The 16317-nt window shown below is 37.1% G+C and carries 10 protein-coding genes; 1 reads left to right on the top strand and 9 read right to left on the bottom strand.

What is annotated here, in order from left to right; genetic code table 11:
* Positions 1–147 precede the first annotated feature (147 nt).
* The 3 genes from L1275_RS11220 to L1275_RS11210 are packed head-to-tail and all read right to left on the bottom strand — an operon-like array spanning position 148 to position 4302.
* Entirely contained in the window at positions 148–1521 is a 1374-nt protein-coding gene (locus L1275_RS11220) for a peptidylprolyl isomerase (RefSeq protein WP_253473009.1), read from the bottom strand.
* Complete coding sequence (locus L1275_RS11215) at positions 1505–2353, bottom strand: peptidylprolyl isomerase (protein WP_253473005.1); 849 nt, start codon at positions 2351–2353, stop codon at positions 1505–1507. The genes L1275_RS11220 and L1275_RS11215 overlap by 17 nt, the downstream gene beginning before the upstream one ends.
* Positions 2350–4302: a peptidylprolyl isomerase gene (locus tag L1275_RS11210; RefSeq protein WP_253473003.1), complete on the bottom strand. Its 1953-nt coding sequence runs from the start codon at positions 4300–4302 to the stop codon at positions 2350–2352. The genes L1275_RS11215 and L1275_RS11210 overlap by 4 nt, the downstream gene beginning before the upstream one ends.
* A gap of 228 nt (positions 4303–4530) precedes the next feature.
* Between L1275_RS11210 and L1275_RS11205 the strand changes: the two genes are divergently transcribed.
* On the top strand, positions 4531–6120 hold the full coding sequence (locus L1275_RS11205) for a peptide chain release factor 3 (RefSeq protein WP_253473000.1): 1590 nt from the start codon (positions 4531–4533) through the stop codon (positions 6118–6120).
* A 184-nt stretch (positions 6121–6304) separates the two neighbouring features.
* Here L1275_RS11205 and L1275_RS11200 read toward each other — a convergent pair whose 3' ends face one another.
* The 6 genes from L1275_RS11200 to L1275_RS11175 all read right to left on the bottom strand — a co-directional run bounded on the left by L1275_RS11200 (position 6305) and on the right by L1275_RS11175 (position 16072).
* Entirely contained in the window at positions 6305–7444 is a 1140-nt protein-coding gene (locus L1275_RS11200) for a cytochrome-c peroxidase (protein WP_253472998.1), read from the bottom strand.
* A gap of 10 nt (positions 7445–7454) precedes the next feature.
* Positions 7455–8969, bottom strand: coding sequence for a DUF6850 family outer membrane beta-barrel protein (locus L1275_RS11195; protein ID WP_253472995.1), 1515 nt, complete (start codon positions 8967–8969; stop codon positions 7455–7457).
* Positions 8970–8974: 5 nt separating this feature from the next.
* The gene (locus L1275_RS11190; RefSeq protein WP_253472991.1) at positions 8975–10195 is read right to left on the bottom strand and encodes a DUF4876 domain-containing protein; all 1221 of its coding nucleotides are present in this window, start codon (positions 10193–10195) and stop codon (positions 8975–8977) included.
* A gap of 54 nt (positions 10196–10249) precedes the next feature.
* A complete protein-coding gene (locus L1275_RS11185) occupies positions 10250–13051 on the bottom strand; it encodes a TonB-dependent siderophore receptor (RefSeq protein WP_253472988.1) in 2802 nt (933 codons plus the stop codon).
* A 304-nt stretch (positions 13052–13355) separates the two neighbouring features.
* A complete protein-coding gene (locus tag L1275_RS11180; RefSeq protein ID WP_253472985.1) occupies positions 13356–14225 on the bottom strand; it encodes a helix-turn-helix domain-containing protein in 870 nt (289 codons plus the stop codon).
* A 257-nt stretch (positions 14226–14482) separates the two neighbouring features.
* Entirely contained in the window at positions 14483–16072 is a 1590-nt protein-coding gene (locus L1275_RS11175; protein WP_253472982.1) for a helix-turn-helix domain-containing protein, read from the bottom strand.
* Positions 16073–16317 lie beyond the last annotated feature (245 nt).

Raw genomic sequence — 16317 nt, 5'->3', positions numbered from 1 at the left:
ATTTTGACCGTTTACCTACTTATTATCAATTTTTAAAAGTTTAAATATCATATTGCAAAAAAACATACTTATTTTATACTAAAAAGCCATTTCAGATATTTCCGAAATGGCTTTATTTAGTGGTAAAAAGGCTGTGAAAAAATATTTTTATTTTTTCAACCAGTTATTTTTAAAGGTACAATTTCTGTATTCTCCTTGGATATTGATATAGGTATCGTCGATTTTTGAAGTGATCCACTTTGCGATTTCCTTACCTTGCTTGTCATTTAAAGCCATGTTTTTTACTTTGGTATAGTCTTCAGCAAAATCGACTTGATGTTCAGCTTTTCTATTATTTACCGTAACCAAACGGAAGGCCTTCTCCCCTTTTCTATCTGTTTTAAATGCCGCCTTAGAAACCTCACCTACTTTTAAATTGGAAACCAAAGAATACAATTCTCTATCTTCCATCTTGTTTAATTCAAATAATGGATCCTGCGTCATCGGATCACGGATCACACCTCCATTATTTCGCGTTTCCTTATCATCAGATGATGCTGCCGCTGCCGCTGCAAAGGTAATTTCACCTTTTACAATTTTCTCACGGATCGCTTCAATTTTTTTACGAGCCTCTTCCACTGCTTCTTCAGTAGCTTTAGGGATCAATAAAATATGTCTTAAATCCAATTGTTGTCCACGTATTTTCTCTAAGTAAATAATATGGTATCCAAACTCTGTTTCAAAAGGCTCAGAAATCTCTCCCTCCGCCATGCTGAAAGCGACATCTTTAAATTCTTTGGCAAAAGGATCCTTTTTACTCATTGAGTAAAACCCTCCATTGGGAACAGAAGCCTTATCATCAGAAAACAATACCGCTTTACTAAAGAAACTAGAACCGTTTTCAATGATATCACGTTTCATCTCTTTTAACTGATCGATCACCTTTTGTTTTTGCTCTTTAGAGATAACTGGTTTGACTACTATCTCTGCAATTTCAACCTCGTCACCAACCATTGGCAATTCCGTTTTTGGAATAGCATTAAAAAACTGACGCACTTCTTCTGGAGTAATTTCTACTTTCTCCACAATATGTGCCTGCATTTTCTGTGTTAGTTTATTAGACTTAACGATATCAAAAAAGTATTCACGAAATTCTTCTACATTTTTCTTGTTATAAAAAGTCAATACATTTTTCATAGATCCAGCATATTCTACCATACTTTCAATTTGCTGATCCATAAAACCGTTAACCTCAACATCCGTCACTTCCAAACTGTCTTGAACAGCATGGTGCGCAAACAATTTATCTTCCAATAATTTTGTAAAAAGTTGGCATCTATTAAAATTCTCCATCGGAGCACCTTGCGCCTTTAACTCTTCTAAGGTTTTATCAATTTCAGACTCTAAAATCACATAGTCGCCGACAACTCCTACAACACCGTCAATCTTCTTTTTAGTCGCAGTTTGTTGGGCCTGCGCAAATCCTACACAAGCTAGAAAAAGACCTAAAACAAAGCTTAGCTTTTTATTTATAAATTTCATATTGGTTATTTTTGTTTGCATCATCTAATATATCTTTTTGTATTTTTTTTATTAATTCCATTTTTCTGTTGTTCATCACCGTTTGAATCAAGGTCGGCTTAATATATTCAAAGGGCGAAATACTGTTTTTATCCAGCACTTTATTCACTTTTACCATATAAGTACTCTCGGCATCTTTAATCTCGTAAAACAAACCATCTGACAGATAACTTTTAATATTATCCGAGGTTATAAAAGGTAGTTTCCCATAAATCTGATTCATATTTACCCAAACAGAATCATTTAAAGCATAAGATTTCATTTGCAAAGATAAGTCTTCTAATTTTTTAAAGTCTTGTTTTTTATTAGACAAAAAATATTTCTTAATCGAGGCTAATTTAGGGTTTTCATTAAGGACATTTACATATCGCAGTTGCACCAAAACCTCATTGGAAACCAGCTTATCTTTATTTTCATTATAGAAATTGCGCAAATCCGATTCACTGACCACCGTATCAACGCTCTGTTGTACCATACGCTCCAAGTAAGCAGCGGTTAACAAGTCTGTTTTAAACTGATCGACCAAATCTTGAATTTCGCTTTTCTTTTCGTCTGATAAATTAAATGCCGCGACATCCAACAACAATCGCTGCGTTGCCCAATGGTTGAAGTAATTATTGACAATGACCAAACTATCTTCAGCCGTAGTTCCTGGAGCAACTAATTTATCTAAATCCTTACGGTAGATATACGAATCATTGACGCGTACGACCGCATCGGAATCTTGCGAATTTTTATTCTTGCAAGCTCCAAACATCATAAACAAAGTTACTATGGCTACTATTCGAATCATCCTTTACTTAATTCCTGTTTCACTTCTTCTAAGACCGATCGATTGACTTCGATCTTCTTTTCTTTCTTCAAGTTTTCAAGCCATACGGCTTCAAAACTGTCTTGATATTCTTCTAGTAGCTGAGACCTCACCGATTCCATTTCAAGAATTTGCTCTGGGATTACTTCCTTTACTACAATAATTTCTCGGTTATCTTTTGGATTTTGATATACCCCCTGGGTTGTTGGTATATGGCGTTCCGTTACTACAGCACTTTGCAAATCAAAAAGGCCGCTTTCCACCTTGACAACGGCTGGTATAGCCGTTGCTAAATTAGGGTTTTTCAGCCAGCGTTTGAATGTGCGTTTAGCTACTTTTTCATCCTCAAAATGGTAAATAGCCAAATCTAAGCGCTGCTTTTGTTTGTATTTCTGTTTGTGCTTTTCGTAATATGCCGTATACCCAAGCGTATCTACTTTTGCTTTATTCCAAATTTCGGTTTCCATCAATTCAAACAGCAATAATCCTTCGCGGTATTCGGTAACGGTATGATCGAACTCCGGAAATTCGCTTTCTAAGTTCGCCATATAATAGCTCTTTAATTCGCTCTCTAAAAACTTTTCATAAGCCAAATCTACTGCTTTACTCAACGGTTCTACTCCGCGATAAGCTTGCTGATTTTTTTCAATATACTTTAGAAAATCCATTGCTGTGGCAACGCGATCTTTATTGATCGTCAATAAAGGCTTCTGATATTGCTTATCTTCTACAGGTCGTTTCCAACTGTTTTTATAAAAACTTAGATCGACCAAGGAGAAAACTTGTTTCTTCAATTTATGATCTTCGACTACGGAAAATCGTTGTTTGATCTTTTTCACTAACTGTTCATTGATCATGCGTGAGCGGCTGTCTCGTTTGACTTTATTCTCCAGAGCAATTTTTGATTCTTGAAGTGTTGGTAGGGGATCTTTTTGTATTAATTTAATCAGATGCCACCCAAAAGTGGTTTCAACGGGTGCCGAAATATCGCCTGCTTTTTCCAAATTAAAAGCCGTCTGTTCAAATTCAGGTTCATTCATAACGCCAATCCTGAATTTAGCCAATATACCGCCCACTTTTGCGGTATTGGTATCTTCGGAATATTGTGCAACCAGCTCTTCAAAGTTGGCTCCATTTTTCAACTGCGCATCCAATTCTTTGATTCGCTCGTGGATCTCTGTGTTTTTTTCAACAACGTTATCCGTTGATTTCAACAACATCAAATGTGCGATAGTCACCTCGCCTCTATTTTCGCGTATCTCGTTAACTTTAATCAGATGATAACCAAATTGAGATCGGATCGGCATAGAAACTTGACCTATAGCCGTATTATACGCACCGCTTTCAAAGGGATAAACCATCTTAAAAGCGGAAAAATAACCCAGAGCTCCTCCATTTTCTTTAGCAGAAGGATCGTCGGAATATTTCTTTGCCATTTCATTGAAATCGGCACCACTTAAAATTTCATTTCGTACAGTTAGGGCTTTGTTGTAGACCTTCAGTGTATCCGCTGCACTCGCAAAAGGCTTTGCCGAAAACAGTATATGATCGGCATTGATTTCTTTTAATGATCGATTATAGGCTTCGACAACTAAATTATCGATTAGGCTCTCATCAGTCAGATACCTTTCTGCCAGCTGATCCCGATTGGTTTTGAGTTCGTTGATATAAGATTTGCCTTCATGTAATTTTAGATCGTAGGCCTTGCTTACTTTGAGTTTATACAATACGAAGAGGTCTAAGTATTGATCGACATCTCGTTGCTTTGGATCTTGGATTAAATCTAAATTTTTATTGTAAATCCGTTTAAATTCCTCTGAATAATAAGGAGTCCCATCCAAAGTAAACAACACTTTATCTTGTTTATGGACTTGTGAGAAAAGCGTTCCACAGGTGGACATCGCAACTATAACTAGTGCTTTAAAATTCATGTTTTATAATATATACAGCTACAATAACCGGTATCAAAGCTTCAAATCTACGTATTTTGATATAATAACGGTGAACAAAAATAGCAATTCAGCGTAATATTTACCCAAAGCACTATGTTATTAACAAAATATTATCTTGATAATTAATTGAATATCGCGTTAGCAGGACATTTATAGAACTATTTCGATAAATAATAAGTATTTTTGTGCCTTTAAATTTTCGATGAAATGAATTTTATTAAGGAATTAGAACGCCGAAGAACTTTTGGAGTTATTGCCCACCCGGATGCCGGGAAAACCACATTGACAGAGAAACTCTTGCTTTTTGGTGGAGCTATTCAAGAAGCTGGAGCTGTTAAGAACAACAAAATAAAGAAGGGAGCTACCTCGGATTTCATGGAAATTGAAAGACAACGTGGGATTTCTGTGGCTACATCTGTTTTGGCCTTCAACTACAAAAACAAGAAAATAAACATCTTAGATACTCCAGGTCACAAGGACTTTGCGGAGGATACTTATAGAACCTTAACTGCCGTTGACAGCGTTATCGTAGTGGTCGACGTAGCAAAAGGGGTCGAGGAACAAACGGAGAAATTGGTAGAAGTTTGTCGAATGCGTAACATACCCATGATCATTTTCATCAACAAATTGGACCGTGAGGGAAAAGATGCCTTTGAATTGATGGATGAAGTAGAACAAAAACTACAGTTGCGTGTGACTCCAATGAGTTTCCCGATCGGTATGGGATATGACTTTAAGGGTATCTACAACATTTGGGAAAAGAACATCAATTTATTTAGCGAAGACAGTCGGAAAAACATTGATGAAATCGTCAATATCAGCAATCTAAACGACGAAGCACTAGATCGTATTGTTGGTGAAAAACCAGCAAATACATTACGTGAGGAGCTTGAATTGGTTTCTGAAGTTTATCCAGCCTTTGATCGTCAGGAATATTTAGATGGTTTATTGCAGCCGGTATTTTTCGGATCTGCCTTAAACAATTTTGGAGTTAGAGAGTTGTTGGATTGTTTTATTGAAATTGCTCCATCTCCACGTGCAAAGGAATCAGATACTCGTTTGGTACAGCCTACGGAACCTGAATTTAGTGGGTTTGTATTTAAGATACACGCCAACATGGATCCAAAGCACCGCGACCGTTTGGCCTTTATCAAAATCGTGTCGGGTACTTTTGAACGTAACAAACCGTACTTACACGTTCGTAATAACAAGAAATTAAAATTTGCTAGTCCCAATGCCTTCTTTGCAGAGAAAAAGGAAATTGTGGATATTTCATTTGCGGGAGACATCGTCGGTCTGCACGATACGGGTAACTTTAAAATTGGCGATACACTCACAGAAGGTGAAATTATGCAGTTTAAAGGTATTCCCAATTTCTCACCAGAGCACTTCCGTTATGTCAACAATGCCGATCCGATGAAATCAAAACAACTGGAAAAAGGAATTGACCAGTTGATGGATGAAGGGGTTGCACAGTTGTTTACCTTAGAGATGAACGGCCGTAAAGTGATTGGAACAGTAGGAGCCTTACAGTATGAGGTTATTCAATACCGTTTGGAACACGAATACGGTGCGAAGTGTTCTTACGAAAACTTCCCTGCCTATAAAGCTTGTTGGGTTCGTCCTGAAGATCCTAAGAACGAAGAGTTCAAAGAATTCAAGCGTATCAAACAAAAATTTCTAGCTACAGACAAATCGGGTCAATTGGTTTTCTTAGCGGATTCTGATTTTTCCATACAAATGACACAGTCTAAATTTCCGTCAGTAAAATTAAAATACACCTCGGAAGAAGTATAAAAAGTGGTTTTTGCAGTTGATATAAATGCCCCGAGTGCTTTTGCCAACAGTTAACCTTATGATGATGGGGAGTTGTTTTTTCTACTTGTAGACAAACTTTACTCCAAACATCAGTCAAATCTCTTTAAATCAATAAGGGCTGTCTTGATAAGACAGCCCTTAATTTTTTCTAATAATCGCCCTGTTATTTTGGGAATTCTGGTCGGGGCATTTTGTAATAGCTAGCCGATAGCGATTCCATAAAAGCAACTAAAGCTTTGATCTCTTGATTGGTTAATTTTAATGGTTTTAGCAAAACATCTGTTTGCGGAAAGAGTGGATCTTGTTGTTTTTCTTCCGCAGTGGGATCAATCATGTGCATGCCGCTGTTGTATAAATTTACAATGCCGGTTAGATCCTCAAATAAGCCGTTGTGCATCCACGGTCTTGTATACAACAAATCTCTTAAAGATGGCGTTTTAAACCGTCCAACATCTTCAGCCTTGCCCGTTATATGATAACGACCTAGATCTTCATATTCCCGCTTATAATAAGTTAGACCAATATTGTGAAAGCCCTCATCGGTAAAATATTTTCCGCTATGACAGTTCATACAACCCGCTTTAGTTCTAAAAATATGTAGTCCATAAATTTCCTGATCGTTTAAGGCTTTATAATTTCCATTGACAAAAGCATCAAATCGGCTTGGGTTACTCTTTATTGTTCGCTGAAAAGCCGCTAGGGCGGCAACGATTTTGTCGTAAGTAATCCGTTCGCTACCATAAGCCTCTTGAAACATTTTTTTATAGGCTGGATATTTTGATAATTTTTTCGGTAACTGCGCGGTTTTCATATTCATTTCATGGTGAGCCTCAAGTGGTCCACTTGCTTGTTCTTCAAGTGTACTGGCGCGACCGTCCCAAAAGAATGAGGTTCGCTCTGCGATATTATATAAAGCCGGAGTGTTGCGTTTTCCTTGTATGTGGTCGTTTCCCAATGACACTTCACGCCGATCGGACCACCCCATTTCAGGATCGTGACAGCTGCTGCATGAAATCTGATTGGAACTGGATAATTTGGGATCGAAAAACAAAAGTTTCCCCAAATGTACCTCAGGTAAATCTTGGTTTTCAAAGTACATCGTATCACGTGATATAGCCTGTAATTCGCTCCATACCGCTCCCTCTTGGATCTCAGGTTGTGGCCATTGGTCGATGGGCTGTTTATATGACGCTATTACCGTAGTGTATTCGGGATCATCCGATATGGACTTAAACGATCCATAAAACAACAAGAGAATTAGTGAGCCTAATGCAAGGCTCTTTGACGGGATAATCAATTTCATAATGACCTATTTAAAAGGTGATGCCTAATGCGGTTTGAAAGTAGGTGTTTTGGTTGCTTTTATAGCATTGATAGTTAATCGAAGCTTCCCAAAAGACATTTAAGTTTTGTTTTAGCTTAAAATCGTATCGGGCTCTTAAATCGACCTGAAAAAGAGCTGCCGAAAGTTGTTCAAAATTTTGCTGCAGCATTTGGTTGATTTGTTTCTGTCCCGCAATAGCAAGTAAGTGATTTGATGCCTTATCGACCTTTTTATAACTTATTGAAGGAAAAACATGCCAAACCGAGTTGTTTTTCAGCGTTTTAGACCAAGTTGTTTTTAGTCCATACGTCCAATCATTGATACTCATTTCGGATTTTGTCAAAAGGTGTTTCTCCACTTTGGTATTTCGCGTGACGAACGGAGCAAAACCTAAATTCCAATTTTGTTGGTTTATCGCAAACAAACCTTCTACGAAGAATTTTTGCTGCAAATCGTTGTAATTTTCGACTGAACCAATAATCAACATACTCGACAAAGCACCGTTGCTCAAAATGTTTTCAATACCCTTTCTAAGTTTGTTTTGGTATCCGACTTGTATTGCCCAAGTATTGTGTTCAATTTGATAAATCTTTCCAGCAGTGAAATTAAAATCGTTTTCTTTTATTGTAGAACTAACAAAGGCCTGCCCGTCAGCAATACTTTTTTCAAGCTCAAAATTCTTCCATCGCGTTTGAAAAAACCAACCGGGTTGCCTTTCATTATACCATTGCATTGCTGCGGCATACCCCCACCCTTCATAAAGAGACTTTTTTCGAGTACCATATAGCAAATTATTAAAGTTCCCTAGACCGCTCATATGATATAGGGCTGGATTACCCAATTCACTAAAAAAAGCTATTTCGTTGGTTTGGGTGTACTTCTCCACTGAAAAATCAACCCCTAAACGGTACGAGTCCGTTAGCAATCTAGAAGCACCTAAGTTCAAATTTAAGTCCGAAGAAATGTTTTTAGGTCGAGGATCCACAGAGCGATATTCCATCAAAGCTTTAAACACCGCTGTGACTCCAAAATGGTATTTTCCGCTTTTAAAAGCATATCCTCCTTTAAAGCCATAAATTTCCATACTTAAATCACCTCCCACAGAATCTGCTGTAACAAAGGGATAGATTTTATCATAATCAGAACTTTCATTCCACTGTACATTTTTTCGGGTTCCATTTCTATAGTCAGCAGTACCCCATACCGATACAACGGTATCCAACCTATAAAAGGATTGAGCACTTACACCAAATTGATCAATCCCCTCGCCCAATTGCTGTAACTGAAAAGTATTTTTCTCACGACTCATTAAGCCGCCCAGTTCTGATCGTGAATACGCACTAGAAAAGCCCTTTATTGCTGGATTTCTATCCAGTTCGTTATAAAAACTTCGAATGGGTTTAAAATGGTCGCGGGTTTTAACCGCAATAGAAATAGAGTCTTGACTCCAAACCAACGGAGCTTGAAGTGCTATAATAAGTATAAAAATGGAACGAAAGTTCATGATAATTAATTGATTAGTGAAGCTTTAGCTTCCGCTTCAAAATCCAACGTTGAATTGTTGGTGTCCTTTAGTATTCTATGTCCGGCTACATTGGTTGTAATCGTTTTTCTACGAACACTTTTACCGTATCTCGTTTTGTCTTTATCTACTTTACCGCAATAGCTCCATCCCATATCTAACGCAGGTGAAGTTACAATCCACTGAAAATCGGAAGGTATACTTAAATTGACCGCATCGATAATCCACTCATTTGGGATCGCCATCGCTTCATTATCCATCGGATAAGTTTCTCCTCCAAACACCAAATCGTAAGTATATTCGTATTTATTTGCCGCCAAATACGTACTAAGTGTCATTCCCGCAGGTAAACGTGCAATTACATAAGACTTAAAACCTCTGTTGTGAATCGTAAAACGGGAGTAGGCTTCAATGACATTGGCAACTTCTGGATTATCGACATCATCCGCGTCCTGTTGGTAAATTTCAAAATCAGCCTTTCTCAAATCTATGGAATTGATGTTGTATTCTTTGTGATTGATTGCATCCTCCGCAATAACAATTGATTTCCCCGGTTCTACCGCATATTGATTGCCTGTACCGGGTAACATGATAATAGCACCAACAGCCACTGCTTGCGACATAATATCTGGAGTATAAATTTGTTTTTCAACGGTTAAAAAAGCCGATTCTGCAATTAACAATCCATCCGCATACAACACTTTGTCGGTATTGTTATAAATTTTAAAATAACGGTCTCCGATATACTGTTTTCCTTCTGGTGTCATGGTTCCGGTAAAAAAAATCTCCTCAACAGTCAAGTCAGTATGCGTTGATTTTAAAACTAGATTTAGATTTTTATCCGTTTGTAAACCCGTAACTACTTCGGAGCTACTAAAGGCTGAAACCGCAGCTTCTAATACTTTTCCATCCAAATTATATGTTATTTTTCCTTCAACAGCAACCTGATACGTTCCCTGAGGAATACTGCCTTGCCATTGATTGGTTTTCGTTAATAGATCCGTTTTTTCAAATCCGGTATTGAGTTCTTTTAACTGTACTTGCAGCTCAGAATACGCAATGACCTCAACACCTTGAGGAGCTGTAAATTGAAAAGTGACCATAGTGTTATTGGTATCTCCAGTAGCGGAATCGTCAGAAGAACACGATTGAAATACCCCCGTTGCAATTAGGGTTATTAGCACAAATTGTTTAATCTTTTTTATCATAGTTGTTTAAATTAGGATGATCTGTTAATCCTTGCAGATCGTGATATATAATAATTAAAAATTCAAATTCATTTCCATTCCAAAATAGGGAGCATTGACTCCCTTTTGTCTCAGTTTAACTCCATTTACGACGATCGGTTCATCATAACTAAAGATTCTATTGACGAACATCGAGAGGTTTACGGCATTATAGAAACGCTTGGATATTTTTACATTGACATTCATCGAAAGCGGTGTTCGCTTAGAAGTAAATTGTCCTTCGCTGTACTTAATGGTCAACCACTGTAAATCAGGATCTTGTTGATGCTCTTCTAAATAGGGATGCAATACTCCATCTGTCGTTATATAAGCCTGCGGAACCCCATTTCGACGCAGGGCTTCATTGATATAAAACCACGCAACCTGCGTTGACATTGAAAATTGCAAACCCAATTTAGGTACGTAGGTATCGATGGTTAAATTCGTATTTAGGTTTTGTTTTATAGCACCGTCATCGTCGTTATACAGTCCGATAAACGGAACTTCAGCACCATTAATAATCACGCTCTTTTGTCCTCTCTTATAAACGGGTTGGCTGTTTTTATAAGTCGATTCAAACCAAGCTCCATTAAAGGTAAAGCGGGTATTGATCACTTCTAATCGCTTGGACGAAAATTGAAATTCGATTCCTTTTTTATAGAGTGCACTTCCGTTGTTTTGAACGTCGTAAAGGCCTAAATAAGTAGCTACTGTATAGGGCAATTGATTTAAGTCTGGCCGAGAACTCAGTTGTTGATGATCAATTCCGGAGGCATCATATCTCTTGTAATCCAGTAATTGATAGCGGCTGTTATTTCGAAATCCGGAATTCATTTTTTCATCAAAAAACGTCACGGAAAACTGATTGGAATCGTAGCTAAAATCGACGCGGAATTCAATTTTTTTATTGATTGCTGGCTGTATATCTTTATTAACTCGAGGGGTTATATAGGTCTGGTAATTTACTCTTCTATAATCGGGATTATTGTGAAAAAAGTTGAGTTGAGTAAAATCGGTATACAGATTATCGGGGTATAAGGTATTTAGGGTAGGAAACATCGTGTGCTGTCCATAACCTACGGTAAAATCTACCCCCAAGTCTTTGTTTTTAATTTGCCATTTTGGCAACCTCCATTGCAGATGAATTCTCGGATCCCAGTACCACTGATTACTGATTGCATAGGATTTATCTAGGTTTAACATACTAGCCGCGCGCACACCGGTTGACAAGCTCCATCCGTGGTTATTTCGCTCAAAATTGGCTACATTTTCGACATAGAAAGCACCTTCTTGGCTTGCGGGTATATCGTTATAACTCCGAGGTCTTGAATTCATTTCTGGATCTGGAGGTAACATTGGATTATATTGCTGTCCTTCCCCCTTGTTTTTGGTATAGGTCCATTCCAATCCGATTTTGGAATCGTTTTGGATAGACCCCAAATTAAAATTCAAATCCGCTGACCATTTTGAGTATAAATCCAATGGTTGTCCATCAACTGTGAGATTAGAAATATATTGGGGGGTGATGTAAATTCCGTCCATTTCTCCTTCTGATGTATTAATGGGAATGGCCGTGGCACTGGTTAGCTGTACCCACTTTACCTGCTCAATTTTATCCCACTCTCTTCGTATAGAGGTATGCCAATTTATCGACTTAAGCCAAGTTGATTCCAAGACATTCCACTGAAACCGGTTTGATAATCCAAATTGATGGTATGATGATTTATAACGATCTACTTTAGCGTAACCCGCATCGGGGTCTGTTTTTTCGCTATCGATGGAAGCGGTATAGTCCAAATCGGCATTCCACAACAATTCATTGGTGTTCCACAACCAGGTTTTTTGAAATCGAAAAGAAGCCGTGAGTCGTTGATAACTCTCCATATTATTTGTCGGGTCTGGTTTGGCATCCAAATAATCTGCTCCGACGTTTAGTTGTATATTTCGCTTACCAAAATCCAATCCCTTACCCAAATAATACAACTTGCTAAATCCATCGGCCTTAAAGCGACTTTCCCAATCCGTATATCCTCTTTTTCTAATTATTTTGACTAGACCACTGGTTAAATTACCGTATTCAACGGAAGGAATCCCCCGAACGATCTCCACACTTTCAATTTGGTCTGTCGACAAACTTCGCATATCCATACCACTCGTAAGGTGTGATCTGCGTGCATCCGTATAACCATTACCCGGTGTGATGATTTGGCTAGATCCCGTAGTATATTGTAAATTGGCTTTGGAAGTGATCGGTATTCCGTCCATTACAAATGAGGTACCCAACGAAGAGGTATTATACTGACTACCTGCAGTACCAACTTCTCGTAAAGTAATCTTGTTCGATGCGTTTAATAACGGATCTTTAGAACGACCTCCAGGTAATAATTCTAATAAATCTGAAAAACTCGAGGGCTGTAAGTGTTTCATGGCCGACTTATCAATAATTGAAGAACTGGTCAGCCCCTTAGATTCCTTAGCCGTAATAACTACTTCCTGCAAGTTATTGGAATTGGCGTGCAACACGTGTTTGCGAACCGTCGGTTTGTTGATCGTTAAGGTGTCGGAAAAGCTTAGGTACGATAAATGTGTAATATGCAAGGTCCATAAACCTTGCGATAACTGCGTTTCAAAAACGCCTCGTTCATTGGTCTTGCCAATCAATCGTTCCCTTTGATGTTGCAAAACAACTGTTGCATCAGCAAGCTGTTGCTGATCTTCTCCAACGAGCTGTAATGTGAAAGAAGTCTTATTATTTTGAGAAAATGCCGTACAGCTCATCAAAACAAAAAAGACCAGCAATTGTTTTTTAACTCTAAATTTCAAACCGAGTATCTTCATAAAACCTGCGCTACTAAAGGTTTCGCAAAATTATCTAAGAACTAATTAACAAACAACTTATTTAGACTAATTTTAAATAAAGATTAGAAAACCATTATTTTCGTAAGTTTTCTACTAAAATAAAACGAGAATTAGCAAGCTATTAAGCCGGAAAAAAATATAAATAAAAAAATTAACAGCTCTACACAGCAGAGTTGCTGCCCATTTGCGCTTCAGAAATCTAAAAACAAGAGTAAAAGAAGTTTTTGATCCGCAAGTTATGCGTGAAAATAATCCCAAGAGCGTCCATCACAAGATACTGATTTTATTTTTTCAGATAATGATCTCTAAAATCTGAAGGCGTAGTACCAACAAATTGTTTAAAATATTTATGAAAAGACGATTTTGAATTGAATCCACAGTCATACACTACCGACTCGATAGTAAACAAGTAATCTTGTTTAATCAATAAGGTTTTGGCGTGTTCGATTCGATGCTCTGCCAGTAATTGATAAAAGTTTTTATTCATTTCTCTGTTTAGTACTGTCGAAAGTATGTTTTTAGGGACATCCATTTCTTTGGCAAACTTATCAAAAGTAAAACAAGGATTGAGATAATGTTGGGATGTTATAAAGTAGCTCTCAATACTCTCCACGAGTACCGGCCGATCATCATCTATTTGATCTACAACTTCCTCCACATTCGGTTGTACAAATCCTGGTATTTGATTTCTTAACAAGTGTATCACAGTAATTGAAATGGAACAAAGCAAAAAAATAGCTAGGCTTACTTTCGGAGAGACCAATTTAAAAACATAAGAATACTCTTCTATTAGAGACATCAAAATTATCGCCAAAAGAAATACGAGAAACAGCATGCAATAAAGCACGGATTTCCGAAACTCGATGCCAAGCAACTTTTGTTTGTATAACCATAAAAAAATGCCGTAAATAACTAATGAGAAACTGGTCAGTAAACTGATTAAGTCTATGACTTGCCTATTTGTAGTTAAATACCCCAATACCATGCAGCCTATAAAAGGCAAAAACTGCAACAGTAAAAGAACCCGATTAATACGTGTATTTGCAATTCTGAAAACTAGACTCACCAGTATAGGTCCATATAGCAAGCCTCCAAAAAATTCATATCCCATTGACAATGCAACGATATGCATTAACAATATCCATAAAAACATTTTAAAATGATTAAATATAGAAGCGCTACAATTTCCAGAATCGGAAAAGCACAGGACTTTTTTTAAGCAATAAACGGTGGTCATTATAATTGATAAAAGTTATACTTGTGTTTCAACACCTTACTAATTTTAGTAAAAATACCTTTTAAACACATAGTTTTGAGGCCATGACTAGTCGTATTCACGATAACAGACACCCCTAACCTATCCCAAGGCCCACTGAAGGCATCAGAAAGAACTTTTAAAGCGCTAAACCATCACTGAGCATCCTGTTCTTGATTGCTTAGATTCTCTAAAAAGACCGAAGGCGTAATTCCCGTATTCTTTTTAAACACCGCAGTAAACTTACTATGGGTCGAAAAACCACACTCCTCAGCCAAATAACTTATTTTATAATTTTTGTATTCGGGTTGATTCATCATTCTCTCCATGATGTATTGAATACGTAGTCGTCCTATATAATTATTGAAATCCATATTTCTATGGTTTTTTAAAATCAATGATAGATATTTGGTATTGCTATCTAAAGTCGTTGCTAAAGCAGAGGCCGAAATATTTTTATCCAAATACCCTATTCCCTTTTCAAATTCGTCCAATTTAATTAAGATCTTTTTTTCCACCGCGGCTGAAATGGAAAACTTTTCCTTCACTACATCTTCGCTATTCCCAGCAATTTGGTCATTGACTAGGATCGGTTTTTCCGGTTCCTTTTTAGCTTGTTTTAATTGATTGACAATCCTTTTAAAACGCTGTTGATCTTTCTGTTTTTTAATCCGATAGAACACCAAAGAACTCAAAATCAACAAAAGTAATACTCCAATTGCAAGTACATAAAAATACTGACGGCTTTCTAATTGTTGATTGTTTTGATCGATTTTACTAAATATGCCATCTAAAGTCGATTGACTGCGCTGGGTATTGGTATGATAAAGCAAATCAAACTTATGACTGTATTCCAATTGTTTAGGTACATTACCCACTTCACTATAATATTCGCTTAAATCTTTAAAAACGTCTAATTTTAAACCGAGGAAGCCTGAGGAGAGTGCCAAAACTTCTGCTTGCTTTAAGTAATCTAACGCCAACGGATACTCTTTTCGGTGTTTGGCGATTAATCCCTTCCCATTTAAAATTAAGCCCCTCAATACGGATTCCGCCAAAGAGGATTGATCCAGGTAGTTAAGAGATTGATCCAAATGCGTGTCAGCATCATCAAAATTTCCTAGTTTAATATCACATTTTGCGAATAACTCTTCATTAGTTGCTTTATAATAAAAATTATTAGGACTCTCTTTAAGGCGATTAAAATAGGTAGCACTTTTTTCGATAAACTCTTTAGCCTGTTCAAAATTTTGATTATTAATCTCGTAATAAGCTAATTCTTGATTTACCAAGCCGTAATAAAAATTTCTCTTTTTCTGATTTTCTACGTTTTGTATAATCTGTATGCCTTTATTTAAGGCTTGTTTACCCGATTGTGGCAAACCGAGATTTCGGTATTGGGTCGATAAAAAACCCGCAATCTTAGCCTGCCAATCGTAGTCATTGATCTTTGAGGCGATTGTTTCCGCCTTCAGGGCATATTTTATAGATTCTTCTTGTTGCCCTAATTGTTCATAGATCGAAGCCGTCAGCATCAATGCTTTTAATTGATGTAAGGGCGGAGTCGAATGTATAAACAGGGAGTCCGAAATCGCTAAAGCTTTTACATAATCCGTTTTGGCCCATTTAACTGCTGTTTCAAAGTAAATGCTGTCAAATTTAGATGGTTGTACTTCTTTATTTTGAGCAACTACAAGATTCACAAAAAGACTAAGTACCCAAAAAAATAAATGGATTTTTTTCATTTTAGATTATAATTTATTGCAAACTGAAACACGAACTGCCTCCCTGTCTTTAAAATAAGTTTACACTTAGCGCTACCAAGGCTAGATGATTTTAAAGTACGAAGTGCATGTGTAAGTCAGTCATTCACCACCACAGCATAACGTATAAAAACTTAAAAATATATTTTATTAAAACGCTAAAATACACCATAAAAATATAGATTTATCAAAAAAAACCGCAAAAATGTTCTATAATCAACAAATGT

The sequence above is a fragment of the Flavobacterium sp. HSC-61S13 genome, from assembly GCF_024171535.1.
In the GTDB taxonomy this organism is placed as follows: Bacteria; Bacteroidota; Bacteroidia; order Flavobacteriales; family Flavobacteriaceae; genus Flavobacterium.
This window is presented reverse-complemented; position numbering and strand designations above follow the sequence as displayed.